The 25,622-nt window shown below is 65.9% G+C and carries 25 protein-coding genes and 2 tRNA genes; 15 read left to right on the forward strand and 12 right to left on the reverse strand.

Annotation, left to right across the window (positions count from 1 at the left end; genetic code table 11):
- Positions 1-107: 107 nt before the first annotated feature.
- Positions 108-1,406: a glycosyltransferase 87 family protein gene (locus AC4D2W_RS08100; RefSeq protein ID WP_490926408.1), complete on the forward strand. Its 1,299-nt coding sequence runs from the start codon at positions 108-110 to the stop codon at positions 1,404-1,406.
- 175 nt (positions 1,407-1,581) lie between these two features.
- On the opposite strand, the gene AC4D2W_RS08105 is transcribed toward AC4D2W_RS08100, so the two are convergent.
- Positions 1,582-2,367: a hypothetical protein gene (locus tag AC4D2W_RS08105; protein WP_490926409.1), complete on the reverse strand. Its 786-nt coding sequence runs from the start codon at positions 2,365-2,367 to the stop codon at positions 1,582-1,584.
- 446 nt (positions 2,368-2,813) lie between these two features.
- On the opposite strand from AC4D2W_RS08105, the gene AC4D2W_RS08110 reads away from it, so the two are divergent.
- Both AC4D2W_RS08110 and AC4D2W_RS08115 read left to right on the forward strand, forming a co-directional pair.
- On the forward strand, positions 2,814-3,494 hold the full coding sequence (locus AC4D2W_RS08110) for an MOSC domain-containing protein (protein ID WP_490926410.1): 681 nt from the start codon (positions 2,814-2,816) through the stop codon (positions 3,492-3,494).
- A 341-nt stretch (positions 3,495-3,835) separates the two neighbouring features.
- Positions 3,836-5,737 (forward strand): DEAD/DEAH box helicase, encoded by a 1,902-nt coding sequence (locus tag AC4D2W_RS08115; RefSeq protein WP_490926411.1) that lies wholly within the window; start codon positions 3,836-3,838, stop codon positions 5,735-5,737.
- Between the two features lie 139 nt (positions 5,738-5,876).
- On the opposite strand, the gene AC4D2W_RS08120 is transcribed toward AC4D2W_RS08115, so the two are convergent.
- A complete protein-coding gene (locus AC4D2W_RS08120) occupies positions 5,877-7,250 on the reverse strand; it encodes a protein kinase domain-containing protein (RefSeq protein WP_490926412.1) in 1,374 nt (457 codons plus the stop codon).
- A gap of 210 nt (positions 7,251-7,460) precedes the next feature.
- On the opposite strand from AC4D2W_RS08120, the gene AC4D2W_RS08125 reads away from it, so the two are divergent.
- The 8 genes from AC4D2W_RS08125 to AC4D2W_RS08160 all read left to right on the forward strand — a co-directional run bounded on the left by AC4D2W_RS08125 (position 7,461) and on the right by AC4D2W_RS08160 (position 11,798).
- Positions 7,461-7,532 (forward strand) — tRNA-Thr (locus AC4D2W_RS08125).
- A 79-nt stretch (positions 7,533-7,611) separates the two neighbouring features.
- Positions 7,612-7,688: transfer RNA gene (locus AC4D2W_RS08130), tRNA-Met, on the forward strand.
- Positions 7,689-7,892: 204 nt separating this feature from the next.
- Positions 7,893-8,459 carry a type 1 glutamine amidotransferase domain-containing protein gene (locus tag AC4D2W_RS08135; RefSeq protein WP_490926414.1) on the forward strand — a complete coding sequence of 189 codons (567 nt, stop codon included), beginning with the start codon at positions 7,893-7,895 and terminating at the stop codon, positions 8,457-8,459.
- Positions 8,460-8,581: 122 nt separating this feature from the next.
- Positions 8,582-9,511, forward strand: coding sequence for a DUF2797 domain-containing protein (locus AC4D2W_RS08140; protein WP_490926415.1), 930 nt, complete (start codon positions 8,582-8,584; stop codon positions 9,509-9,511).
- 95 nt (positions 9,512-9,606) lie between these two features.
- Positions 9,607-9,837 (forward strand): hypothetical protein, encoded by a 231-nt coding sequence (locus AC4D2W_RS08145; protein ID WP_490926416.1) that lies wholly within the window; start codon positions 9,607-9,609, stop codon positions 9,835-9,837.
- The gene (locus tag AC4D2W_RS08150; RefSeq protein WP_490926417.1) at positions 9,834-10,283 is read left to right on the forward strand and encodes an FAS1-like dehydratase domain-containing protein; all 450 of its coding nucleotides are present in this window, start codon (positions 9,834-9,836) and stop codon (positions 10,281-10,283) included. The genes AC4D2W_RS08145 and AC4D2W_RS08150 overlap by 4 nt, the downstream gene beginning before the upstream one ends.
- A gap of 4 nt (positions 10,284-10,287) precedes the next feature.
- On the forward strand, positions 10,288-10,719 hold the full coding sequence (locus AC4D2W_RS08155) for a MaoC family dehydratase (RefSeq protein WP_490926418.1): 432 nt from the start codon (positions 10,288-10,290) through the stop codon (positions 10,717-10,719).
- Positions 10,716-11,798 (forward strand): UDP-N-acetylmuramate dehydrogenase, encoded by a 1,083-nt coding sequence (locus AC4D2W_RS08160; RefSeq protein ID WP_490926419.1) that lies wholly within the window; start codon positions 10,716-10,718, stop codon positions 11,796-11,798. The genes AC4D2W_RS08155 and AC4D2W_RS08160 overlap by 4 nt, the downstream gene beginning before the upstream one ends.
- A 111-nt stretch (positions 11,799-11,909) precedes the next feature.
- On the opposite strand, the gene AC4D2W_RS08165 is transcribed toward AC4D2W_RS08160, so the two are convergent.
- From AC4D2W_RS08165 to AC4D2W_RS08200, 8 genes are all read right to left on the reverse strand, one after another.
- On the reverse strand, positions 11,910-12,344 hold the full coding sequence (locus AC4D2W_RS08165) for a hypothetical protein (RefSeq protein ID WP_490926420.1): 435 nt from the start codon (positions 12,342-12,344) through the stop codon (positions 11,910-11,912).
- Between the two features lie 135 nt (positions 12,345-12,479).
- On the reverse strand, positions 12,480-13,619 hold the full coding sequence (gene asd / locus AC4D2W_RS08170) for an aspartate-semialdehyde dehydrogenase (protein WP_490926421.1): 1,140 nt from the start codon (positions 13,617-13,619) through the stop codon (positions 12,480-12,482).
- Positions 13,620-13,629: 10 nt separating this feature from the next.
- A complete protein-coding gene (locus tag AC4D2W_RS08175; protein WP_490926422.1) occupies positions 13,630-14,322 on the reverse strand; it encodes a dihydrofolate reductase in 693 nt (230 codons plus the stop codon).
- Between the two features lie 11 nt (positions 14,323-14,333).
- The gene (locus AC4D2W_RS08180; protein WP_400931104.1) at positions 14,334-15,137 is read right to left on the reverse strand and encodes a thymidylate synthase; all 804 of its coding nucleotides are present in this window, start codon (positions 15,135-15,137) and stop codon (positions 14,334-14,336) included.
- Between the two features lie 111 nt (positions 15,138-15,248).
- Positions 15,249-16,268: an NUDIX hydrolase gene (locus AC4D2W_RS08185; RefSeq protein WP_490926423.1), complete on the reverse strand. Its 1,020-nt coding sequence runs from the start codon at positions 16,266-16,268 to the stop codon at positions 15,249-15,251.
- Positions 16,269-16,297: 29 nt separating this feature from the next.
- Complete coding sequence (locus AC4D2W_RS08190) at positions 16,298-18,523, reverse strand: RNA degradosome polyphosphate kinase (RefSeq protein WP_490926424.1); 2,226 nt, start codon at positions 18,521-18,523, stop codon at positions 16,298-16,300.
- Between the two features lie 87 nt (positions 18,524-18,610).
- On the reverse strand, positions 18,611-19,600 hold the full coding sequence (gene mshD, locus AC4D2W_RS08195) for a mycothiol synthase (protein ID WP_490926425.1): 990 nt from the start codon (positions 19,598-19,600) through the stop codon (positions 18,611-18,613).
- 89 nt (positions 19,601-19,689) lie between these two features.
- On the reverse strand, positions 19,690-20,400 hold the full coding sequence (locus tag AC4D2W_RS08200) for a winged helix-turn-helix transcriptional regulator (protein ID WP_490926426.1): 711 nt from the start codon (positions 20,398-20,400) through the stop codon (positions 19,690-19,692).
- Positions 20,401-20,543: 143 nt separating this feature from the next.
- Here AC4D2W_RS08200 and AC4D2W_RS08205 point away from each other — a divergent pair, with 143 nt between their 5' ends.
- The 4 genes from AC4D2W_RS08205 to AC4D2W_RS08220 all read left to right on the forward strand — a co-directional run bounded on the left by AC4D2W_RS08205 (position 20,544) and on the right by AC4D2W_RS08220 (position 23,746).
- Positions 20,544-21,293, forward strand: a complete 750-nt coding sequence (locus tag AC4D2W_RS08205) for a hypothetical protein (protein ID WP_490926427.1) — start codon at positions 20,544-20,546, stop codon at positions 21,291-21,293.
- Positions 21,294-21,545: 252 nt separating this feature from the next.
- Positions 21,546-22,145 carry a heme-binding beta-barrel domain-containing protein gene (locus AC4D2W_RS08210; RefSeq protein WP_490926819.1) on the forward strand — a complete coding sequence of 200 codons (600 nt, stop codon included), beginning with the start codon at positions 21,546-21,548 and terminating at the stop codon, positions 22,143-22,145.
- A 58-nt stretch (positions 22,146-22,203) separates the two neighbouring features.
- On the forward strand, positions 22,204-23,295 hold the full coding sequence (gene ygfZ, locus AC4D2W_RS08215) for a CAF17-like 4Fe-4S cluster assembly/insertion protein YgfZ (RefSeq protein WP_490926428.1): 1,092 nt from the start codon (positions 22,204-22,206) through the stop codon (positions 23,293-23,295).
- Positions 23,296-23,347: 52 nt separating this feature from the next.
- The gene (locus AC4D2W_RS08220; RefSeq protein WP_490926429.1) at positions 23,348-23,746 is read left to right on the forward strand and encodes an ankyrin repeat domain-containing protein; all 399 of its coding nucleotides are present in this window, start codon (positions 23,348-23,350) and stop codon (positions 23,744-23,746) included.
- 6 nt (positions 23,747-23,752) lie between these two features.
- On the opposite strand, the gene AC4D2W_RS08225 is transcribed toward AC4D2W_RS08220, so the two are convergent.
- Positions 23,753-24,472 carry a GNAT family N-acetyltransferase gene (locus AC4D2W_RS08225; protein WP_490926430.1) on the reverse strand — a complete coding sequence of 240 codons (720 nt, stop codon included), beginning with the start codon at positions 24,470-24,472 and terminating at the stop codon, positions 23,753-23,755.
- Positions 24,473-24,547: 75 nt separating this feature from the next.
- The gene (locus AC4D2W_RS08230) at positions 24,548-25,576 is read right to left on the reverse strand and encodes a 6-phosphofructokinase (protein ID WP_490926431.1); all 1,029 of its coding nucleotides are present in this window, start codon (positions 25,574-25,576) and stop codon (positions 24,548-24,550) included.
- Positions 25,577-25,622: the final 46 nt, after the last annotated feature.

A 25,622-nucleotide genomic window follows, 5' to 3' on the forward strand; every position in this document is an offset into this window, starting at 1 on the left:
ATTCAGTGCGCCCAGCCTATCCTGCGCCCGGTAAAGTCCGTGGAAGCGCGGCCCGCCGGTAGACTTGCGAACGTAATATCTAGGCTGGCTGTAGTGCAGGGAGAATCATGGGCCTGAAGACCCGATCCGGAACGGCCCGGCTGGCGGTGACCCTGGCGGCGCTCCTCGCAGCAGTTGCCATGGCCGTGGCCGCCTTTGTAATTTCCCCGCGGCACGGACTCGATTTCAGTGTGTACCTGACCGGCGGGCAGAGCGTGCTCGACGCCGGCGGCGCGCTTTATACCAAGGAACTGCAGTACCGCGAAGGCAGCAGCCTGCTCTTCACCTATCCGCCGTTCTCCGCCCTGGTGTTCGCTGTTTTGGCACCCTTCGGGCAAAGCATCGGGCTGAACATCTTCACCGGCATTTCGCTGCTGATCGCTGCAGCCACGGCAGTGCTGGGAGTGCGTTACGCTTTCCGCCAGCCGAGCGTCCGGGCAGTCCTGAAGAACCACCGGCTGCGGCCGCTGGCCCTGGCCGCCATCGGCTTTGTGATCCTGCTCGGCCCGTGGCGGGAAACCCTGGCCTTCGGGCAGATCAATATCTTGCTGTTCGGGCTGATCATGGCGGACTTCCTGATCAAGCGCGAAGGCTGGCCCGCCGGTCTGCTCACCGGCGTTGCCGCGGGCCTGAAGCTGACGCCGCTGGTCTTCGGCCTGTACTACCTGGCGCGCGGTGACTGGCGCGGGCTGCGCAACATGGCCTTTGGCTTCCTGGCCACCTTCGGGCTGGGTTTTTTGATCCTGCCGCGTGAATCCCGCACCTACTGGGCCGAGCTGCTGCCGGACACGTCCCGGATCGGCGGGGCCGGCTATGTGGACAACCTGAGCATCAAGGGCGCCATCCTGCACTTCATGGGACCGGATTTCCCGGTGGACCTGCCCTGGCTGCTGCTGGCGCTGCTGACGGTGGCTGCCTGCACCGTGATCATCCGGCTCGCCGGCAACCGCGGCGACCTGATGACCGCCCTGGCGGCAACGGCACTGCTGATGCTCCTCATCTCCCCGGTCTCCTGGTCCCATCACTGGGTGTGGGTGGCCCTCTTCATTCCCGTGCTCTGGCGCAACATTGCGGATTATTCTCAGAAGGGCAGCGGAGTGCGGCGCTGGGGGATGGTTCTGCTGGTTTCCTCCTTTGTGGTCTTCCTGCTTTCTCCCAAGGCCATCGGCTGGCTGATGGGAGCACCCAACCTTGATTCCCAGGTGCCCACGGCGTGGCTCATGGCCTCCAGCGTCGGGGTGTTCTGGGGCATCGGACTGATGGCCTGGTGGCTGGTGGCGCTGTGGAAGAGCCGTCCGCAGCACTGGTGGACGCAGGCCGTGTCCGAGCAGATCCCCGCGCCCCGGGTGAACGAGGTCCAGTCCTAGCAGAGATGGTGCCGTTCGGCCTGTCGAGTGTCGCGATGGTGCCGTTCGGCCCGTCGAGTGTCGCGATGGTGCCGTTTTCAACGCGCTGTTCGTGAATCTCCTCGACAATCGAAGGGTCTATTCGGCCGGATCTCGTTCCTCGAAATGGAATGAGCCTGCGTCGATTGGCCGCACGTCAGCCGAGCCACCCATTGTCCCGGAGAGCCCTGCGGATCGGAGCAAGGACGGTGGCCTCGGATTGGCGCAGCTGCAACCGGTTGATCTTGATCTGGCGCCATCCTGCCAGTGCCGTCAGCGCATCCCGTTCATTGTCCGAGGCCTGCTGCTCAGGCGTTAGATGATGCAAGCCGTCGTATTCAACGCAAACGCGGTACTGCGGACTGCCTAAATCACTCCAAACTGCTCGGTGGCGGGGTGACACTATTGGGCAATTGACCGTGAATTCCGGCAACCCTCCGCGCAGCATCATCAGCCTAAGACGCGTTTCCGGCGGCGAGTCCACTCCCACCCGCACGAGCGTCAGGGCCTCTTTGATCCGCCGCAGGAAGCGGGCACCGCGAAGAGAAGCAACGTAGGAATACAGCTCTGTCAGAGGAATGTTGGGGATCCGCGGCGGGCCGAAGTCCCGCCGGTGCTCGCTCACCAGCCAATCGGCAGCGGCTACTAAGCTGTCGAAATCCAGACGGCCGGCTATATCGACCCAAGTGCGGGCAAGACCGGTCAGGGGAATCCCTTCGATGTCCTCAACGTCCGACTGAAGAAGGCTGCGGCGATGACCCTGAACCCCCTTTCGGGCTATTGCCGCACTTCCAGCAGGGCGGGTGAAGTGCAACAGGCTCTCGGCCTCCAGATGCGGAGGCAGCGGCATCCCGTGCAACTGCGCGGCGGTCACATCGCTGACGACGGCATCCGGCAGCAGAACAAGATGAGGGCGGATCCGTTGAACCAGCGATAGCTCCACACCAACCGGTACCCGCAAACTACGGCTGACGGTTCTCAGGTCCCGGGCTCGGGTTCGTTTGCGCGGAACACCGCAAGCGTCCGACTCCGGCAGAGCAAATGATCGCCGGGCCAGTGCGGGAGGAAGCTCAGGTGCGGTGCGCATCCCTGAATGCTTCCAGTGCTGGTACTGGCCCAGCGGCCGGCCGGCCGGCCCCGGTGGATTTCCGTTCTCGTGCCGAACCAATTGGATGCCCTGTGCAGGGACGTATGAGGACTACGGGAGCAGCGGGCACGAGCCGAGTGTCGACCTCATGCCGCTTCGGGCCATCGAGAGTGGAGACGATGCCGCTTTGGGGCGGTCATTGCGGCATCTTCCCTACTTTCGGGAGGCGGGCCGTCAGCAGCACCGAAATGCTCCGTCTTGGAGGAGTGCCAATCGGGAAGCCTGCTCGTAGGATGATCCGCATGACCCCGGGAACCCTGCTGGCCGTGTGCCGTGTCCATGAACTGCTGCCCACCACCGACAACACCGGCGTGACCGCGATTGACAAGCGCCCCGTCACGGGCCCGGTGAAGGTGCACGGCCTCGGGTTGAGCGGGGATATCCAGGCCAGCCGCAAGCACCACGGCGGAGAGTCGAAGGCGGTGTACGCCTATTCGCAGGACGACGCCGATTACTGGGCAGCAGAACTAGGCACCGACATCCGCCCCGGGCTCTTCGGAGAAAACCTGCGCATCGGCGGCATGCCGGTATCCGAGGCGGTGATCGGTGAACGCTGGCAGATCGGGGACGGCACCGTCCTGGAGGTGACCTGTCCGCGCACCCCGTGCCGCAACTTCGCTGTGCGCATGAAGCAGCCGCGGTGGGTGCTCCGGTTCGCTCAGGCGGGCCGGACCGGAACCTACCTGCGTGTCATCCGCAACGGCAGCATCACCGCCGGCGATCCGGTCACCGTCATTGCACGGCCCGAGCACGGAATCACCTCGGGAGACGTCTTCCGGGGACTGACACCCGAACAGGCCGACGCCCTCAGCGCTGCCGCAGCCGCCGGGAAGGTCAAGCTCTCGCCGGAAATCCTCAAGGTGCTGCGGACCCTGAAGGTACGGGAAACAGCAGGGATTTCCGCACCGGCACCGGCCCGGTAGGACCCGATGCGGGGTCCCTGTGCCCAAGCTCACCGCCCGGTATGGACGGTCCGGGCCCTGCATGCCGTACACTTGAAACATCCCCCACTCCGGTATTCCCTTATTTTCCTGCGGTTTCTAATCGCAAGGTACGTTGTGTTGGGGCCCGCATTCTCGAATGCGGGCAGATTCATCTTTTGGGAGCGCCGGCAAAGAAATCGTCACACCGGCCACTGATCACAATCCAGTGAAATTGGTCTACAGCTGTGACGGAAAGTCCTGCCATGGGATTGCAATAGCGCCGGACTTACGTCCTGCGGCCGTTATGGCCGCACATCCCAAATGAATGAGGATTATTTCTTTTGCTTGACTCTGTAGAAAACACCGAAACCGCAGAAAACGCCGCTCCCGAGGCTGAAGAGAAGCAGGTTCTCTTCACCGATCTCGGTCTTGATTCCCGCGTTCTGCAGGCCCTGGTTGATGTCGGATACGAAAAGCCGTCCCCCATCCAGGCAGCCACCATCCCCCTCCTGCTTGAAGGCCGCGACGTCGTCGGCCTGGCGCAGACCGGTACCGGCAAGACTGCCGCGTTCGCCGTTCCCGCCCTGTCCCTGATGGCGGCCCTGCCGGCCACCAAGGACACCCAGATCCTAGTGCTGGCACCGACCCGCGAACTGGCCCTTCAGTCCGCTGAAGCCTTCGCTTCCTACGCCAAGTACATGGACAACTTCACCGTCCTGCCCGTCTACGGCGGATCCGCTTACGGCCCCCAGCTGGCCGGCCTGCGCCGCGGTGCACAGGTTGTTGTCGGTACCCCCGGCCGCGTCATCGACCACATCTCCAAGGGCTCCCTGGACCTGTCCAACCTGCAGTACCTGGTCCTGGACGAGGCCGACGAAATGCTCCGCATGGGCTTCGCCGAAGACGTCGAGCAGATCCTGGCGACCACCCCCGCCGACAAGCAGGTGGCACTGTTCTCCGCCACCATGCCCGGCGCGATCCGCAAGATTGCCAAGAAGTACCTGAACAACCCGGCGGAAATCACGGTCAAGTCCAAGACCACCACCGGTGCGAACACCCGCCAGCGCTACGTGCAGGTCATGGGCCCGCACAAGCTGGACGCGATGACCCGCATCCTGGAAAGCGAAGAGTACGACGGCGTTATCGCCTTCGTCCGCACCAAGATGGCTACCGAGGACCTGGCTGACAAGCTGAAGGCCCGCGGCTACCTCGCGGCAGCAATCAACGGTGACATCCCGCAGCAGCAGCGCGAGCGCACCGTCGAGGCCCTGCGCAGCGGCAAGATTGACATCCTGGTTGCCACCGACGTCGCCGCCCGCGGTCTTGACGTTGAGCGCATCAGCCACGTCATCAACTACGACATCCCGCACGACACGGAGTCCTACGTCCACCGCATCGGCCGCACCGGCCGCGCAGGACGCACCGGCGACGCGATCCTCTTCATGACCCCGCGTGAGAAGTACCTGCTGCGGGCCATCGAAAAGGCCACCCGCCAGCCGGTTGAGCACATGCAGCTTCCGAGCATCGACATTGTGAACAACAAGCGCCTGGCGAAGTTCTCCGAGCAGATCACCGAAACCCTGGCATCCGAGGATGTCTCGGTCTTCCGCGACCTGGTCACGACCTACCTGGCCGACCACGACGTCACCGCCGAGGAAGTTGCCGCAGCCCTGGCCGTTATGGCCCAGGGCGGCCGCCCGCTGCTGATGGAAGAAATTCCCCAGGCTCCGGCCCGCCAGCGCGAGCGCTCCGAAGGCCGCAACGACGGCAACGGCTCCCGCGGCCCGACACGCCCGCTGACCGAGGGCAATGCAACGTACCGCATCGCCGTCGGCCGCCGCCAGCGCGTCATGCCCGGCTCCATCGTTGGCGCCATCGCCAACGAAGGCGGACTCTCCTCGGCACAGATCGGCGGCATTGACATCCGCGCCGACCACACGCTCGTCGAGCTCCCGGCCGACCTCAGCCAGGACCAGCTGCGCGCCCTGTCCCGCACCCGGATCGGCGGCGAGCTGATCCATCTCGAGCTGGACAACGGCCGCAAGCCGGCCCGCGAACGCGAAAGCGGCGGCTTCAATGACCGCGGCGACCGCGGCGGTTTCAAGAAGGATTTCAAGAAGCGCGACGGCGAGCGCAGCTTCGGTGACCGCAGCGGCAGCGACCGCGGCGGCTTCAAAAAGCGCGACGGCGACCGCGGCGGCTTCAAGCCGGCCGGTACCCGCGCACCGCGTTTCCGCGACTAATCACTGCATGAGCCGGTGCGGTGCCGAGAGGCGCCGCACTGACACTGCGGACTGACGCAAAAAGGAAGGGCACCTCTTCGGAGGTGCCCTTCCTTTGTCATTTCAAGGTCGTGCAACAGGCGCCCGGCCAGCGGCGCGGTTAGGAAGCGAGGGTGCGCTGACTCTCCAGCCGCAGTTCCAGATCGTTCATCACGATGGCAGCCAGGTCTTCCAGGGTCCGCACGTCTTCGTCGGTGAAGTCACGCGGCTCCCGGTCCAAAATGCACAGCGTGCCCAGATTGTGCCCCTCACGCGTGTGCAGCGGCACGCCGGCGTAGAACTGCAGGCCAAACTCCCCGGCGACCAGGGGGTTGGCCAGCGTCCGGGGATCGGCGCGTGCGTCGGAGACCACCCACGCATCCTCCTGCAGGATTGCCGAGGCGCACAATCCCGGGTCCCGTGCGATCTGTTCCACATCCGTTCCGTGGTGGGACTTGAACCAAATCCGGTCCGTGTCCACCACGCTGACGATGGCCACCGGCACGGCAAATAGCCTCGCGGCCAAGGCAGTGATCCGGTCAAAGGCGCCGTCCGGCGGGGTGTCCAGCAGGTTGTAGCGCCGGACCGCTTCCAGCCGCTCGGCTTCGTTAGCCGGAATCAGCGGCAGACTCTTGCGATGGCGGGCGCGCGGTGCCACGGCCAGCTCGTACAGGGCAAGCGAGACCTCATGGGCCGTGGGCCGCTCCCCGGGCGCCAGGGCTGTCATTTCCCGCAGCAGCACCCGGAACCCCTCCTCGACCCCGTCGGGGATGGCAGGAGGGTCCAGAAGGCGTGCCACAGCACTTTCCAGGGCGGGCCCCGGATATGCGGGCACGCCGGTGAGGCACTGCAGCAGGACCAGGCCCAGCGAGTAGATGTCACACGGCGTGCCCACGGCGTCGCCGCGTGCCTGCTCGGGGCTCATATAAGCGGCGGTGCCGGTGAAGGTTCCGCCATGGGGCTGCGGGTCGCGGGCGATCAGAGCGACGCCGAAGTCGGTGAGCTTGGCCCGCAGCCGTTCGTCGTCTCCCCGGTAGTCGAACAGCATGATGTTGGCCGGCTTCACGTCCCGGTGCACAACGCCGGCTCCGTGCATGTAGTCCAGGCCCACGGCCAGGTCGTAGCCCAGCTGGGCAACCTGGCGGGCGGGCAGCGGCCCGTCCTGCAGCCGCCGCCGCAGGTCGGCTCCCTGAACCAGTTCCATGACCAGGTACACCTGCTGCTCGCCGGCGCTGCTGAGGTGCGTACCGGCGTCGAGCAGCGTGACCAGGCTGTGGTGGTTCAGCCGGGCCAGGATCTTTGCCTCGTCGTCGGCCTGCCGCTGTTCCTCAGGGGTCGCAGCGGCGGAGCGGATCAGTTTGACCGCAACGCTGCGGCCCAGGAACTCATCCCGTGCTCGGTAGACGGTGCCCATGGACCCCGCTCCGATTTTCTCTTCCAAGCAGTACCGGCCGCCCAACAGGGCACCTTCCGGGTGCTGCGGTGAATCTGTCACCTATCCCTACTTTCTCGCTCCCTAAGCATACTGAGTAATGGTTGGTTCTTCTTACCTTTTCCGGCCGTTTGGGGGAGGCAAAATCCAGCCGCCCGGGGGTCCGCAAAGGGGCCGCCAGCCTCTCTGCGGCAGTGAGCCGGATCACTTTATCGGCGCGGATTTTCCTCGATTTCACGTTCTCGAAAAGTGCTGGTAGAGTATTTACTCGTTGCCCCGATAGCTCAGTGGTAGAGCGCCATCTTGGTAAGATGGAGGTCCCGGGATCGATTCCCGGTCGGGGCTCTCAATGGGAGGGCCCGTGTTGCTAAGGCTGTTTGTTTTTGCAGAGGCCATTTAGGGACACGGGCTTCACTCATTTAGTGGCGGTGTAGCTCAGTTGGTTAGAGCGCACGACTCATAATCGTGAGGTCGGGAGATCGAGCCTCCCCACCGCTACCAGCAAAACCCCCGGAATCTTAGGATTCCGGGGGTTTTTTTGTTGCCCGGAACCCTTGGCGGCCAGCCTGGCGTGGCTGCGCGGTCGAACCCCTTGAGAATTTAGTCAGCTTGCTTATTGCGGTCCTCCCTTCCTAGGGTGAAGACACCGAACCATTACGTTCCCGTGCGGACCCCGCCTCAGGAACTCTGCGAAACGGAGGCAACATGTCTGATCATGATATTTCCGGCAAGAAGGTCGCTTTTCTCCTCACCGACGGTGTTGAGCAGATTGAGCTCACCAGCCCCTGGGAGGCCGTGAAAGCGGCCGGAGGCGTACCCACCCTGGTCTCGCCGTCCACTGGAACCATCCAGGGATTCGACGGTATGGACAAGGGTGAGACGTTCACCGTTGACCTGGCAGTGGCGGACGCCAGCGCCGAGGACTTCGACGCACTGGTCCTGCCCGGCGGCGTAGTCAACGCTGACTTCCTGCGCGTGGATAAGGACGCACAGGCCTTCACCCGCGCGTTCTTCGAAGCGCACAAGCCCGTGGCATCCATCTGCCACGGACCGTGGCTGCTGATCGAGGCCGGCGTGGTCAAGGGCCGGGACGTGACCTCGTACTACACACTGGCCACGGACCTGAAGAACGCCGGAGCAAACTGGAGCGACGAGGAAGTGGTGGTGGACCAGGGCCTGGTCACCAGCCGCAATCCGGATGACCTGCCGGCCTTCAACGACAAACTGCTGGAAGAAATCGCCGAGGGCGAGCACGAAGGACAGCACGCCTGAGAACCTTCGGGACACGCGGCGGTTAGCGCTGCGCCCGTCCGGTCCGGGCGGGGATAATGGGGCGGGAACGCGAAAGCGTCTCCCGCCCCATTGCTTTAACGACGTACATCGGAGCTCCGCTTGTGACCACTGCTGCCGGCCGGTATCTGTGCGCTGGTGTTTCCTGGGACGACGGCGGCCCGTACCTTGCGCTGAGCTCTCCCGACGGTGCCTCCCGGCAGCTTCGGCTCGACGCCGGAACACGGTTGTCCTACCGGGTGCTCCCCGGCGCCGGCGGTGCGCTGAGGCACTGCCTGGGCTCGGTGCAGGTGCAGGACCGGCACAGCAGGATTTCCCGGCCCTGCCCGGCGCATTCGCCCGCTGAGCGCGGTTACCAGTGCGGGTCCTGTTTTGCCCGGGACGACTGGCGGCTGGTCCACAACGTCCACCGCTCAGGAATTGCCTCGCCGTGGCTGTTGCTCTATCTGGCTCAGCCGCACTGGCTGTACATCGCCACCTTCGCGGACGGCACCACCAAGGTGGGCACCGCCGCAGAGGGCCGCAAACGCCTGCGCCTGGTCGAACAGGGCGCGGTGGCCGCCCGGTACGTCGCCCGCGCTGACGATGGCCGGGTGGTGCGAATCCTCGAAGACCTGGTCACGGCGGAAGCCGGACTGGTGCAGGCAGTGCGCTCAGGCACAAAGACAGCTGCGCTGACTCAGCCGCTGGCCGGCGCCGTCCTGGACCACACCAACTCCGGTCACGCTGCCGCAGCGCGCGGGCTGCTCGCGGGATCCGGCCTCGACGGGTTCACTGTGGCGGACGAGACCTGGCAGCGTCCAGAGCAGGCCGGCCGGGTGCTGGGTGCAGCCGCGGCCGTTGCCTATCCGCTGGACACGGGCGCCGGGGAGCACGGGCTGGTCATCGAAGCGATGGTGGGTGCCTCGGCCCTGGTCACGGTGGACGGCTCCGACACACCTTTCCTGGCGGATCTGGCCCGTCTCAAGGGCAGGCGGCTGCAGCTTGGCTCCTACCGGAGCCAGCTTCCGGCCCTGCAGTCAGCGCTCTTTTAGCCGTTGCTTTCACCCGCCGCCGGGAGCCGCCGTGCGGCGGAGGTGACGGACGTCCCGTTTCGCGGCCTGAGGCGGCGCCCCTGTATTCTGGGGGCATGCTAAACACCCCGTGGGAGACCGGTTCCGCCCTGTACCGCAAGCTGGTGGTCTCCGCGCTCATTATCTCCGGCGCCGGAGTGTTGATGGTTCTCATCGGCGCCCTGACGGATGCTCCGCTGCTGATGTACATTGCCGCCCCCGTGATTGTGGTGGGCATGTGCCTGCACCTCGGCGGTATGGTGGTTCGAGCCAGGGATACCCGGCGCAGGATGAAGGGAAGCAAATGAGCATCAACCCCGAGCTGCAGGGCCGCAGCTACCCCGCCGGAGAGCCCTACCAGGTGGGCCGCGAGAAAATCCGCGAGTTCGCGCGTGCCGTCAAGGCCGGCCACGCCGCCCACTACGACGTAGCGGAAGCCGAGCGCCTGGGCTACTCGGATTTGGTGGCTCCGCCCACCTTCGCCGTCATCGTGGCCCAGCGGGCCGATGCGCAGCTCATTTCCGATCCGGACGCCGGCATTGATTTCACCCGGGTGGTCCACGCGGACCAGCGCTTCACCCATCACCGCCCCATCGTGGCCGGTGATGAACTGGTCGCCGAACTTCATGTGGATTCTGTCCGGGCCATGGGCGACGGCGCCCTGCTGACCACCCGATCGGAAATATCCACCACGGCGGGCGAGAAGATCACCACCGCCGTGTCATCCATCCTCGTCCGCGGAGAAGGGCAGTAACGCCGTGTCGATTGCATTAAGCGAACTCGCCACCGGACAGGAAATCGGCACAGCCACGCTGGAGATTTCCCGGGCGGACCTGGTCCGCTACGCCGGAGCCTCCGGAGACTTCAACCCCATCCACTGGAACGAGCGCTTCGCCCGCAGCGTGGAGCTGCCCGGCGTCATCGCCCACGGCATGTTCACCATGGGTGCGGCCGTGCAGCTGGTGACGGACTGGATCGGCGATCCGGGTGCCGTCCTTGATTACCAGACCCGCTTTACCCGCCCGGTTCCCGTGCAGGACGTCGACGGAGAGGCAGGCGCCGTCGTCGATATCACCGGAGTGATCGGAGCGCTTAACCCGGACGACTCAACCGCCCGGGTGGATCTCACAGTGACGTTCAACGGCCAGAAGGTCCTGGTCAAGGCACAGGCGGTTGTACGGATCTGGTGAGTGCTCTAACTTCTTTGCCCCTGGCCTCGCTGACTACGTCCCGGGTTGGCGGTCCCGCCCGCCGTTACATCAGCGCCGAAACCGAAGACGAGCTGATCGGGGCGGTACGCGCCGCCGATGAAGCGAAGGAACCGCTGCTGGTGGTGGGCGGCGGCTCCAACCTGCTGATTGCCGATTCCGGGTTCGACGGCGCCGTGGTGCACGTCGCCACCCGCGGCCTGGAGATCACCGAGCATGAGGGCACCGTCACTGTGCGGGCCCAGGCGGGCCACCCCTGGGATGAGCTGGTGGCCCAAACGCTGCGTGAGGGCTGCTCCGGACTTGAAGCGCTCTCCGGCATTCCCGGACTGGCAGGTGCGACGCCGGTCCAGAATGTGGGGGCCTACGGTGCCGATGTCTCGCACAGCATCACCGGTGTCCGGGCCTGGGACCGCGAGACCCGCACCATTGTGAACTTCGCCAATGAAGACCTGCAGTTTGGTTACCGCGACTCAGTGCTCAAGCGGGCCACGGTCAACGGCTCGCCGCGCTACGTGGTCCTGACCGTGGACTTTGCCCTGACCCGGGGTATGGAAAGTGCACCCGTGCGCTACGCAGAGCTGGCCCGCGCCCTGGGCGTGGAGGTGGGGGAGCGTGCCGCTGCCGACGACGTCCGCCGCGAGGTCCTGCGGTTGCGCGCAGGCAAGGGCATGGTGCTGAATCCCGAGGATCCGGACACCTACAGCACCGGGTCCTTCTTCACGAACCCTGTGGTTCCGGAGGCCGACGCCGCCCACCTGCCGCCCGAAGCACCCCGCTATCCGGTGGCGCAGCCGGGCATGGTCAAACTCAGTGCAGCCTGGCTGATCGACCGTTCCGGTTTCCCCAAGGGCTTCGGTCTTCCGGAGACGGGCCAGGGAACGGAACTGGCCGGAGGGCGGGCATCGCTGTCCACCAAGCACACCCTGGCCGTCACCAACCGCGGCAATGCCTCCGCGGAGGATCTGCTGGCCGTGGCGCGGGCTGTGGCGGACGGCGTTGAGGACGCCTTTGGCATCCGGCTGCATCCCGAGCCGCTGCTCATCAACTGCTCACTGTAGGGCCCGGCACCGCACTGCAGGGATGCCCTGCGCACTGCAGGGTCTGGCTGTGCACTGCATGAATCCAGCTGCGCATCGCAGAACCTGCAGCAGCCTGGAACCCGGTGCCGCCTAGGACGGGGTGCCCCGGTTCCGGCGCATGACTTCCGCCGCGGCCAGAACGTCCCGAACCTGCCCGGCATGCCAGGACCGGTCCACCAGCGCCCGGCTGCAGAGCCACTGCACCAGCCGGGAGGTCAGGCTGACCTGGGTGCGGCGGTCCTGCAGCCCCGGGAGCAGCCACTGGGGCCCCAGAAAGCCGTGCAGCGTATACAGCAGGTCCTCGGCATCGAAGAGCCGCACAAAGGCGTTCTCCGGCGCAAAGGCCCGCTCCAGATCCAGCAGGGCGGCACGGTCCGGCGTCAGGTACATCCAGCCGTCCGTTTCCAGGTACAGCCGCAACTGTGCCAGGACCCTGCCGTACCGCGCTGCGGTGGCTGTCTGCCTGCCTTCGGCGCTGAAGGTGAAGAACGTGCGGAGAATCTCTTCCACGGTGAACTTGTCCATAGCCGCACCTTCCCACCTGCCACTGACACTCGATGGGCAGACAAAAGCGGACCCGTTCCTTCAGGAAGGGGTCCGCTTTGTCGGTTGGTTAGGCCTGCAGCTTGGCAGGCTTGAGGCCTGGGGGCCTGGCGGGGCTTAGAGGTTTCCGGTTGCGATCCGCAGCATGCGCCGGAGGGGTTCGGCTGCACCCCAGAGCAGCTGGTCCCCAATGGTGAAGGCGCTGATGTACTGCGGGCCCATCTCCAGCTTGCGGATCCGGCCCACCGGGATGTCCAGGCTACCGCTGACGGCCACGGGGGTCAGCTCAGCCATGGAGGCTTCCTTGGTGTTGGGAACCACCTTGGCCCATTCGTTGTCCGCGTCGATGATGCGCTCAATTTCCGCCACGGAAAGGTCCTCGGTGAGTTTGAGGGTCAGTGCCTGCGAGTGCGAGCGCATGGCGCCGATGCGGATGCACAGCCCGTCAAACGGAATCCGTCCGGCCGTCTCCCGGCCCAGGATCTTGTTGGTCTCGGCGCCGGCCTTCCACTCTTCCTTGGACTGGCCGTTGCCCAGGTCAGCGTCAATCCAGGGGATCACCGAACCTGCCAGCGGCACACCGAACTGCGAGGTGTCCAGATCCGGATTCTTCTGCTGGGCCAGCACCGCGCGGTCAATGTCCAGGATGGCCGAGGCGGGGTCCGCAAGCTGGTCCGCAACCACGGAGTTCAGCGAGCCGAACTGGTTCAGCAGCTCGCGCATGTGCCGGGCTCCGCCGCCGGAGGCTGCCTGATAGGTCATTGACGTGCCCCACTCCACCAGGCCGTTGCGGAACAGTCCGCCCAGGCCCATGAGCATGCAGGACACGGTGCAGTTGCCGCCCACAAAGTTGCGCACGCCCCGGGCCAGCCCGGCGTCGATGACATCCCGGTTCACCGGATCCAGGACGATGATCGAGTCCGACTCCATGCGCAGCGTGGAGGCGGCGTCGATCCACAGACCGTTCCAGCCGGCGTCGCGCAGTTTGGGGTAAACCTCGGACGTGTAGCCGCCGCCCTGGGCCGTGACAATGATCGGCAGCTTGGCCAGCGTCTCAATGTCATAGGCGTTCTGGAGCTCTCCGGCACCTTCGGCGAAGGCCGGCGCGGCGCCGCCTGCGTTGGAGGTGGAGAAGAACACGGGGTTGATCAGGTCAAAGTCGCCCTCATCCTGCATGCGCTGCATCAGGACTGAACCGACCATGCCCCGCCAGCCGATGAAGCCCGCGGTGGGTACAGGGGTAGCTGCGAAAGTCATGCTTCCCAGTTTAGGGCAGGGTTGGCCCGCCGTGCTGATTGGTGACGCCGTCCTCGGCGTCCCGGTCCCGGGTCCAAAGGGCAATCCGGTAGGAGGTGCCGTTGGCCGCCGTGTGCCAGCCCTCGGCGGGGCTGACCGCGGTGAAGCCCCAGTCCGGGCCCAAATGCGGCGCGTAGGTATCACCCTCCGTGCTGGCATCGATGACGGTGACGACGGCGGCGTCCGCCAGCGGGGCGGCGGCCTCGTACAGCTGCGCGCCGCCCACAATCCAGATTTGCTCTCCGCCGGGGCTGTGGCGTGCAGTGTCCAGCGCCTGTTCCAGCGAGGTAACGACGACGGCGCCCGCCGGGGAAATCTCCGCAGCCAGCGTGTCGCTGGAGCTCACCACAATGTTGGTGCGGTTCGGCAGCGGGCGGTAGGCGGCCGGAAAGGACTCCCAGGTGCGCCGGCCCATGATGACGGGATGCCCGGCGGTGGTCCTCTTGAAATGCGCCAGGTCCTCAGGCAGGTGCCACGGCATGCCGCCGTCCCGGCCGATGACGCCGTCGAGCGTCTGGGCCCAGATCATTCCCACCAGCGGCTGCGGTACACCGGACGGACCGGCGGCGGCCAGTGCCTCGTCCAGGTCCATGCCGGCAGGATGCTCCTCGGCGCGGCTGTCGCTGCCCGTGGGGAAATAGCGGATACCCGCGGATTCACTCAAGACGAGGCCTTTCAGACTGCTATCGGAGCTTTGATGCCGGGATGGTGGCGGTAATCCAGCACCTCGAAATCCTCCAGCGCGTAATCGAAGATGGAATCCGGCTTCCGTGCCAGCCGCAGCTGCGGGTAGGGGAAGGGGTCGCGGCTGAGCTGTTCGCGGACCTGATCCACATGGTTGTCGTAGATATGGACGTCACCGCCGGTCCAGACAAATTCGCCGGGCTCCAGGCCGGTCTGCTGGGCGACCATGAGCGTCAGCAGGGCGTAGGAGGCGATGTTGAAGGGGACCCCGAGGAACAGGTCGGCGGAGCGCTGGTACAGCTGGCAGGAGAGCTTGCCGTCGGCCACGTAGAACTGGAACAGTGCGTGGCAGGGCGGCAGGGCCATGTTGTCCACCTCGGCCGGGTTCCAGGCCGTGACGATGTGCCGGCGGGAATCCGGGTTGGTGCGGATGCTTTCGACCACCTTGGCGATCTGGTCGATCTGTCCGCCGTCCGGAGCGGGCCAGGAGCGCCACTGGACGCCGTAGACCGGGCCCAGCTCGCCGTCGTCGTCCGCCCACTCGTTCCAGATGCTGACCCCGCGCTCCTGCAGCCAGCGCACGTTGGAGTCTCCGCGCAGGAACCACAGCAGCTCCAGGGCCACGGACTTGAAGTGCACCCGTTTGGTGGTGATCAGCGGGAAGGATTCGCTGAGGTCAAAGCGCATCTGGCGGCCGAACACGCTGCGCGTTCCGGTGCCGGTACGGTCGGATTTCTGCGTTCCGTTGGCCATGACGTCGCGGAGCAGGTCTTCGTACGGGGTTGGGATAGTCACCGCTCCAGTCTAGCCACCGCCGACGCCGGCAAGGGGGCAGCGGGCCCGGCCGGCAGTGCGATGCGCGCCACGCTGACGCGGGCCGCCGGCTCAGCTGCCGGCCCGTCACGGTCAGTCGTCGAAGGCCCGGAACCGCTCCAACGAAACAATCCGTCCCTCCTCGGCGGAACTGACCTGGCAGATAATCGCTTCACCCGGGGCCAGGTAGGGGTCTTTCCCCGGCAATCCGATGGCCAGGCCCGTCGGCATGTGCCCGGAGAGTACCTCGAAGGTCAGGGGCAGCACCGGCCGGTGGGTGCACAGCACCACGGGCTTGGCCTTGTCGAACAGTGCTTCCACTGCCTTGCGGGCCTTGCCCGGCTTCCGTTTGGCGCTGTGCTCGGTAATGGCGTCCACCGTCTTGAACTTCACAGTCCGGGTTTTCACATACGGGCGCACCGTCTGGACGCACCGCACCCAGGGACTGGAAATGACCCGGTCCGGCAGCCAGGCGCTCAGCAGCCGCGAAACGGCCTGGGCCTGGCGCAGGCCGGTCGCCGCCAGCGGGCGGTCTCCCTCGGCGCGGGTCCAGGAGGAGCGGGGCTTGGCCTTGGCATGCCGGACGATGATCAGCGGCCAGGTCCGCAGCCTGCCGTCGGCATGGGCCTCTTCGAGGGCACGCAGCGGCAGCCGGTCCGAGGGATTGGTCAGCTCGGCATGGGCTTCCGCGGGGGAGCACCAGCGGACTCCGTCCACTTCCTTGCCGTCCGGATGGGGTTTGCCCTCCTGGATGCGGGCAGCCCAGTAGTGGACAATCTTCATGCCCGAGGACACCGGGTACACCGTGGCCGGAAGCGGGATGCCCAGCCGGATCCGCACTCCAACTTCCTCTTCGACTTCACGGACGGCGCACTCGGGTGTGGTCTCGCCGCTGTCGATCTTCCCCTTGGGCCAGGACCAGTCCTTGTAGCGGGGGCGGTGGATCATCAGGACTTCCAGCTCCCCGCCGCGGATACGCCAGCACAGACCTCCGGCAGCAACCACCTTGATGTCTTCGTAGGCGGCGGGGCCCTCCTTGGGGATGGCTTTGCCGCCCGTCTCCTCCGCGCCTTTCGTGCTTCGGACAGAGGAAACCTCGGTGCGCTCACTCATGGAAGTCCGCTGTTCGGTGGACATGGCCATCAGCGGCGGGCGACGGCACGCTGGCGGGACCGGGAGGCGAGCAGCCAGGACTGCACGTCCTGCAGCGGCTCGCCCTCCTCGTCCTTGTGGTGCCGGGTCCAGATGCCGTCACTTTCGAGGTGCCAGCTTGCCGTGGTCGGGTCCATGTAGCGGTCCAGGAGGGAGATGAGGTTGGCGATGTCGTCCCGGGAGGCCAGCTGCACGAGGGCCTCCACCCGGCGGTCCAGGTTGCGGTGCATCATGTCCGCCGAACCGATGAACACCACCGGGTCGCCGGCATTGGCAAAGGCAAACACGCGCGAATGTTCCAGGAACCGGCCCAGGACGGAGCGGACCGTAATGTTTTCGCTGAGCCCGGGGACGCCCGGGCGCACCGAGCAGATGCCGCGCACGATGACGTCCACCCGGACACCGGCCTGCGAGGCGCGGTACAGGGAGTCGATGATCGCCTCGTCCACCATGGAGTTGACCTTGATGATGACGCGGGCACTAAGACCGGCCTTCTTGTTGGCGATTTCCCGCTCAATGCGGTCAATCAGGCCGGACCGCACGGACCGGGGAGCCACAAGCAGGCGCTTGAAGGTGGACTTCGGGGCGTAGCCGGAGAGCTGGTTGAAGAGCTTCGTGAGGTCTTCACCCACCTGCTCGTTGGAAGTCAGCAGTCCCAGGTCCTCGTAGTAGCGGGCGGTGCGCGGGTGATAGTTGCCGGTGCCGATGTGGCAGTAGCGCCGCAGCCCGTCCACTTCCTGACGGACCACCAGGGAGAGCTTGCAGTGGGTTTTCAGGCCCACGATTCCGTACACCACGTGCACGCCGGCCTGTTCCAGCTTGCGGGCCCAGGAAATGTTGGCCTGCTCGTCGAAGCGGGCCTTGATTTCCACCAGGGCCAGCACCTGCTTGCCGGATTCGGCGGCGTCAATCAGCGCATCGACAATGGGGGAGTCGCCCGAGGTGCGGTACAGGGTCTGCTTGATGGCCTGCACGCGCGGATCCGCCGCGGCCTGCTCCAGGAACGCCTGGACGGACGTGGAGAAGGAATCGTACGGGTGGTGCAGCAGGATGTCCCGGCGGCGCATGGCGGCGAACACATCCGCCGGCTTGGAAGTCTCGGATTCCTTCAGGAGCGCGCTGGTGTGAGGAACCTGCTTGGGGTAGTGCAGGTCCGCCCGGTCGATCCGGCTGATGCCGGCCAGCCCCCGGAGGTCCAGCGGCGCGGGCAGCGCATACACCTCGTCCTCTTCAACGCCCAGCTCGCGCACCAGCAGTTCGCGGATGCTGGGGTTGATGTCGGTGGTGACTTCCAGGCGGACGGGCGGGCCGAAGCGGCGTCGCAGCAGTTCCTTTTCCAGTGCCTGCAGCAGGTTCTCGGCGTCGTCCTCTTCCACCTCCAGGTCCTCGTTGCGCGTGACGCGGAAGGCGTGGTGTTCCATGACGTCCATGCCGGGGAAGAGCTGGTCCAGGTGCTCGGCAATGACGTCTTCAAGCGGAATGAAGCGGGCCACCCGCCCGGCGACGTTTCCGGCGCGCGGGCCGTCCACGGAGAGCAGGCGGGGCAGCTGGTCCGGGACCTTGACGCGGGCAAAGAACTCCTTGCCGCTGACCGGATTGCGGACCACCACGGCCAGGTTCAGGGAGAGCCCGGAAATGTAGGGGAACGGGTGCGCGGGGTCCACGGCCAGGGGTGTGAGGATCGGGAAGACCTTGGCCGCGAACTGCCGGTGCAGGTAGGCCTTGGACGTGTCGTCAAGCTCGTCCCAGCCCACCAGGAAAATCTGTTCCTCCGCGAGCGCGGGACGGATCTGCTTGGCGAAGACCTCCGCGTGGCGCTGCTGGAGGCGGTAGCCGGCCTCCACGATGTGCTCCAGCTGCTCAACCGGGCTCAGGCCTGCGGCGGAGGGAACCGCCAGCCCGGTGGCAATGCGGCGCTTGAGGCCGGCCACGCGGACCATGAAAAATTCATCCAGGTTGGACGCAAAGATGGACAGGAAGCTGACCCGCTCCAGAAGGTACAGGTCCGGATCTTCCGCCAGTTCGAGGACACGGGCGTTGAAGTGGAGCCAGCTGATTTCGCGGTCCAGGAAACGTTCCGGGCTGATATCTCCCTCGGGGACCAGGGCCGGACCAAAATCCGGGATATCAATCCGGTCCTCCGTGGCACGGGGTGCCGACATGGACTCCGCGGACCCGAAAGTGTAGTGCGGCTCAGCGGCGGTATCGGATCCCATGGTCTCTCCCTGCAGTATGGCGGCGGTTCGGACATACCCCGGGCTCGTGCCCGGGGTGATATCCGTCAAATCAACATTACAAGCTGTTTAGGCCTTGCCGGCCGCGTACATCACATCAGCATCCCAGCGGACAAATCCCAGCCGTTTGTACAGCGCCATGGCAGGGGCGTTGTCGGCGTCCACGTAAAGCATGATCGCCTGGAGTCCGGCGTCCTGCAGGTGCCTGATGCCGGCAACGGTGAGGGTGCGTCCCAGCCCCATGCCCTGTGCTTCCGGGAGCACGCCCACCACGTAGACCTCTCCCATGGACGGATGCCCGCCGGCGCCGGGATGGACCTTGGTCCAGTGGAAGCCGAGGATGGCGTCGTCGTCGTCCCGGACCGCCAGCAGGAAACCTTCGGGATCAAACCAGTCCTCTGCCATCCGGGCGTCCAGGTCGGCACGCGTCATGCCGCCCTGTTCGGGGTGATGGGCAAAGGCTGCAGCGTTGGCCGCCAGCCAAGCGTCCTCATCAGCGCCGGGCCGGAAAGCGCGCAGGGAGACGCCCTCGGGCAGGGAGGCAGCCGGCAGTTCAGCGGTGTCCGCACCCCGGGTGAGGCGCAGGCGCAGGAGTTCACGCACGGGACGGTAGCCGAAAATCCGGGCCAGTTCGACGGCGGCCTCATGATTTCCGTGCGACCACGCCTGGGGTGCCGGGACGGAACCGGCATTCACCTGCTCCTGGACAGAGGACGCAAGCGCGGTGCCCACGCCCTTCTCACGGTACGAAGGGTGCACCACCAGTTCCAGGACTCCCGCTTCTTCCGCGGTGCCGCCGGTCAGGACGGCGACGCCGGCCAGCGCCTGGGCGGCTGAATGATCAGCGGACTCATCATTGGCGCAGGTGGCAAAAACCAGCAGTGCGTTCGGGCCGGTTTCGGCCGAGCGCAAGTCAACGAGGGTCTGCTCGGAGAGCGGAGGATTGCCGTCGGCCTCGGCGGCGGCAGCCGCCAGCTCACGGATTTGGGCAAGCAGATCCGGTTCGGGGGTCCCCTTGGTCAGGGCTACGGTCCAGGGCATCACACGTTCGTCTTTCATTGAAGAAGCGTAGCGCCCGGACGGCGGCGGGCAAGGCGGCAACAGCGAAAGCGGGTGCCGGATACCACGCCCTGTCCTGCATGCAGAGTTCAGGCGTCCTGGCTTGCGGCCTGCGCCGATTCGCCGGCAAGGCGGGAGCGGGTGAAACGGTATCCGACATTGCGTACGGTGCCGATCAGGTTCTCGTGGTCCGGGCCCAGCTTGGCCCGCAGGCGCCGCACATGCACGTCCACCGTCCGGGTGCCCCCGTAATAGTCATAGCCCCAGACCTCGTGCAGCAGCTGGTCCCGGGTGAAGACGCGCCCGGGATGTTGCGCCAGGTATTTCAGGAGCTCAAATTCCTTGTACGTCAGGTTCAGGGCGGTGCCGTTGACGCGGGCGGTGTAGCTGGCCTCATCAATGACGACGCCGGACGCGCGGATCTCCGATGCCGCCGTGTCGGATCCCGAATGGAGCCGGGCTGACATCAGGCGCAGCCGGGCTTCCAGCTCCGCCGGGCCCGCGGAGTCGAGGATGACGTCGTCGGCGAGCCAATTGGCAGCCACGGCGGCCATGCCGCCCTCAGTCAGGATGAGGATCAGCGGCGTGTCCAGACCCGTTGCCTTGAGCAGCTGCGTGAGGGAGCGGGCGCCAACCAAATCCCTGCGGGCGTCAATAAGCACCACGTCGCTGGGTTCGGTGTCCAGCAGGGCGGTGGGCTCGGCGGGAACCACCTGGACCTTGTGGTTCAGCAGGCCCAGCGCCGGCAGGACCTCCACAGAAGGTCCCGGGCTGTTGGTCAGCAGCAGTATGTGCGACATGGATCCTCCGAGAGTTTGGGCGCACATCATCGGGCACAAGCTTGGCCACATCCGCAGGGGGCGAAGTGTTGAAAGTATACCCACGGCGCTCCGGCGGACCTGTAGCTTTCATCTGCACCGCGTAATAAGGCAGGATGGCTTAAGTGAAACTTTGGAGCGTAGCGGTGCTGGCGGCAGCAGCCCTCATTGGCATCGTAGGTGCTTCGTACTGGTCAGTGGCGGCAGTCGCCGTCGTAACCGGCCTGCTTGCGGTGCTGGTGGGAATCGGCTGGCCGCATCTGCTGGATGTCCCTGCCAAGAAAACCCAGGGTGCAATCCTGGCGCTCGCCGGCGCAGCCGCGTGTGCCGCAGCCTTTGTTGCCCCGGCCACCGCCCTGCTTGTCTGGCTGCCGGCCGTAGCGGCGGTGGGAGTCGGCGCCATCTTCCTGATCCAGCTGCTCCGGGGAACCGGTCAGGCCCAGCGCCTGGAGTCGACCATTGGCAACATTGCCGGTGTCCTGCTGACGGTGTTCGGATCCGGCTGGGTGGCAGCGGACCGGCTCGCCGCTGCCGACGGCAGCCCGGCCGGTCTCACCATCTCCGCGGCGGGCATCCTCGTTGCCCTGGCTGTCTCGCTCATCCCCCTGCCGGACCGGATTGCCGCACCGTTGGGTGTTGTTGCAGGCGCGCTGGCCGGTGCACTGGCAGGCGTAGTGCAGTCCGAAGCCGGCGTTCATCCCGCGGCCGCAGCGTTGATGGGCGCGGTCGGTGCTGCGGTAATCATGGCCGTGCGCCGGCTGGTGCTCTCCCGTGAAGACATCCCCACCCGCCGCGGACAGCTGGCGCTGGCACTGGCGCCCGTCGTCGCGCTGGGCTCCGTGGTCTACTTCATGGCCGCCCTGCTGATTCCCTGAATTATCCCCAAAGCAGCACTGCGGGCCCAAGATTCCATCCGGGCAGGCGCAGCGGCACGTCATGTGGGGAAACGTCTGCGGCTCCGGTTAGGATGTAGCTATGGATTCGCTTGTAGCTATTGAAATCTTTTTCATCGTCCTGCTGGGCCTCTCCAGCGTTGCCATGGCCGGCTTTGCCGGTCTGGTCATCAGTCGCCTGTACAAAGGGCAGAAGTAACCCACCCGCAGCAACCTAAGGAGCAGGTGAGCGCCATGCCCATGGAGATCCCCACAGATCTAACCCCTGAACTGGTGCCGCTGTCCTGGCTCCTTGGTGTCTGGGAAGGTTCCGGCAGGCTGGGAGAAGGTGAGGCTGAGTCCGAGCACTTCACCCAGCGCGTCACCTTCAGCCAAAACGGACTGCCGTACCTGAAATATGAGGCAGAAAGCTGGCTCACGGATGAGGAGGGCACCGTCCTGCGCCCGCTCGCCGTCGAGACGGGCTTCTGGGCGCTCGACCGTCCCCTTAATGAAGCCGACGGCGGCCCCGGGCTGACGCCTGCGGATATCGTTCCGGCGCTGCGCAGCGCGGACGAAGTGGAGAAGCTCCGCAATGACAGCGGGGGCTTCGACATCACTGCCACCATTGTTCATCCCGGCGGGATTGCCGAACTGTACTACGGGCAGATCAAGGGCCCGCAGATTCAGCTGAGCACCGACCTCGTCATGCGGGGCGTCAACTCCAAGGAATACACCGCGGCCACCCGGATCTTCGGCCTGGTCAACGGTGACCTGTTCTGGCGCTGGGACGTGGCCGACGGCGGCAACGCCCTGAAGGCGCACGCCTCCGCCATCCTCAAGAAAAAATCCTGATTCCTGTACCGCAGCTGCCGGGCGGAATAGCCGCCCCTGCAAGGACGTTGCACGCTTTATGACTTATGTGAGCCCTCTCCTGTCCCGCCACGGCGCGGTGGAAGCCGGCGGCCTTGATGCCGGTGTCGCCGCCCACTACGGTGACCCCTTGCGAGAACAGCGCGAACTGGCGCGGGGCAACGCCGTGACCGACCTGTCGCACCGCGGCGTGGTCACGGTCAGCGGCCCCGACCGGCTGAGCTGGCTGAACACCCTCTCCTCCCAGAACGTGACCAACCTGCAGCCCGGGGAGAGCTCGGAGCTGCTGCTGCTGAGCGTCCAGGGCCGGATCGAGCACGACGCACGGCTTATCGACGACGGCGCCGCCGCCTGGCTGATCGTCGAAGCAGCCGAAGCGCCGGCTCTTGCCGAGTTCCTGCAGCGCATGAAATTCATGCTCCGGGTGGAAGTGGCCGACGTCAGTGCCGACTGGGCCGTAGCCGGAACCACCTCGCCCGTTCCGGAATGGTCCGGGTACCGCTCCTGGACCGATCCGTGGCCCAACGTCGGCCCCGGCGGATTTGCCTACTCAGTGGTGCCGGAGGACTCCCATCCCGGACGTGACAGACCCTGGCAGGAGTACCTCATTCCGGCGTCGGAACTGGAACAGGCAGTGGAGGCCTCCGGCCGCTCGCTGGCCGGCACCATGGCCTCCGAAGCCCTGCGCATTGCCGCCTGGCGTCCCCGGCTGGGTGCGGAAACCGATGAGAAGACCATTCCGCACGAACTGGACCTGATCCGTACCGCGGTTCACCTGGCCAAGGGTTGCTACAAGGGCCAGGAAACCATCGCCCGCGTGCACAACCTGGGCCATCCGCCCCGCCGGCTCGTTTTCCTGCAGCTGGACGGGTCCCAGCACACCCTTCCCGCCCCGGGGAGCACGGTTCTGCTGGGTGAACGCAAGATCGGCACCGTCACGTCCGTGGCACAGCACTATGAAATGGGCGCGGTTGCCTTGGCCGTCATCAAACGGTCAGCGGATCCCAGCGTCCAGCTGGTGGTCGACGACGACGGCGAGCCCTACGCGGCTGCCCAGGAAACCATCGTGGCTCCCGACGCCGGCGCCGTCGTGGGACGCGCCACGGGCTTCCTGCGGACACCGCGGCCCTAGCAGCACCCGGCAAAAAGACGTCAGACCCGGATACACCCCCCAGAGGAGATCTATGAGCACCCCGGAACCCCGTCCCGAGATCGACGACGACATCATTGAGCTTGCGGGCCTGGTGTTTGACGCCGCGCGGGCCGGAGACACCGAAGGAATCCGCGGCTACCTGGACGCCGGGGTCCCGGTGAACCTGACCAACGGATCCGGGGACACCCTGGTGATGCTCGCGTCCTACCACGGGCATGCGGACCTCACCGCTTTGCTGGTGGAACGGGGCGCCCACGTGGATACGCAGAATGACCGGGGCCAGACGCCGCTGGCAGGCGCCGTATTCAAGGGCTACCCGGAGATAGTGAAGATCCTTGCCGCGGCCGGAGCGGATCCGGACGCCGGTACGCCTTCCGCGCGGGCAACCGCAGAGTATTTCTCCCGGCAGGAACTGCTGGAACTGCTCTAGCCGGCGCTAAGAAGACAGCCGGACTTCCGAGCGGATGCCAGCCGCGACGAAGCCTGCTCCTGCTGCGGTCCGGGCGGCGCCAACGTTGTCCAGTGGAACCCTGTACTGCGGGATCAGCCCGGCAGCCATGGACTCCTCGACGGCCACGGACGTGATGTGGCGTCCCAGCCCCCGCCTGCGGTACGCCGGAGGGGTCAGTGAGACGATGTCCGCCAGGATCCCGTCGCGGATGCTGTAGCCCGCTCCGGCCAGGGGAACAACAGCGTCCGTACTGTCATCCACCACTATGAACAGCTGTTCCTGGTGTGCCAGGCCCGCCTCAGCCACGTCATCGGGCGGGCACAGGCGTTCCAGCTGAACAGCTAAGCCACGGTCCTCGCTGACGGCAAGTTCGTCCTCCGGCTCCACCGGCGGCGGAAACGAATCGGCAAAACACAGGTGTTCGGAACTGACCGTCCGCCCGCCGTACTCCTGTGAGAGGCCGGCGAGGGCAGTGTGCCGGCTCAGCTCGTCCGCTGACTTGCCGCGTGCGCGCCGAATGGCCCATTGGGGTCCGCAGAAAACTTCGCGCCCAAACAGCCGGGTAAAGGACACGCTGGGTGACTGGTCCTGGACGCTGTAAATGCGGGTGCCGTCTGGGGCACCGGCCAGTGCATCGTCTGCCAGACCGAGGCGCCGGGACCAGGCGAGCTGAATGATCGCAATCGTTCCGGGGTCCAAATTCATACGTTTCAAATTACACCGGTCTGCACATAGCACCGTTCACCATTGCACGAGGCCGCTGCCAAGGTGCCTGCCGGTTTAGCCAAACAGAATGGCTGCTTCGTCGTACCGGCGCTGGGGGACCGTCTTGAGGTTGTCCAGCGCCTTCTCGAAGCCCACGTGTGCGATGTCCGTGCCGTGCAGGGCGACCATGGTGCCCCACAGGCCGTCGATGACCGAGTCCACGGCCGCCATGCCCAGGCGGGTTGCCAATACGCGGTCATAGGCGGTGGGAACGCCGCCGCGCTGGATATGGCCCAGGACCGTGGCGCGGGTTTCGATGCCGGTGCGGGCCTCAATCTCCGGGGCCAGCAGTTCTCCGATTCCACCGAGCCGGGGCCGGCCAAAGGCATCCAGCCCGCGTTCGGAGTGGGGGGACTCCATATCGGTGGTGACGAAGCCTTCAGCGACGACGACAAGAGGCGCACGGCCGCGGTCCCGGGCCTGGGTGACCCACTCCGCGATCTGGTCCAGGCTCTGCGGGTTCTCCGGGATCAGGATGGCGTGTGCTCCGGCAGCCATGCCCGAGTGCAGGGCAATCCAGCCAACGTGGCGGCCCATGACCTCGGCAACCATGCAGCGGTGGTGGGATTCGCCGGTGGTCCGCAGCCGGTCAATGGCCTCGGTCGCGATCTGCACCGCTGTGTCAAAGCCGAAGGTGTAGTCGGTCGCATCCAGATCGTTGTCCACGGTCTTGGGGACGCCCACGATGTTCAGCCCGGCGTCGGTGAGCCGCTGCGCAGCTGCCAGCGTGCCCTCGCCGCCAATCGCGATGATGGCATCGACCCCCAGCCGGTCCATCGTGGCCTTGATGTTTGCGGGTCCGCCGTTGGGTCCGTCGAAAGGATTGGTGCGGGAGGTTCCCAGAATGGTTCCGCCCTGCTTCGAGATGCCGCGCACACTGCTGCGGGGCAGGTCGATGATGTCGCCGTCCACCACTCCGCGCCATCCGTCCAGGAAGCCCACGAATTCCACATCATGAACCTTGATCCCCTTCAAAACCGCTCCGCGGATCACTGCGTTGAGTCCGGGGCAGTCGCCTCCGCTGGTCAGGATGCCGATCTTCATGGTTGAAACCTCTGGTTCGGTTGTGCGCGGCTGGTGGATCTTCAGC

Source organism: Arthrobacter sp. TJ-58, from assembly GCF_058269295.1.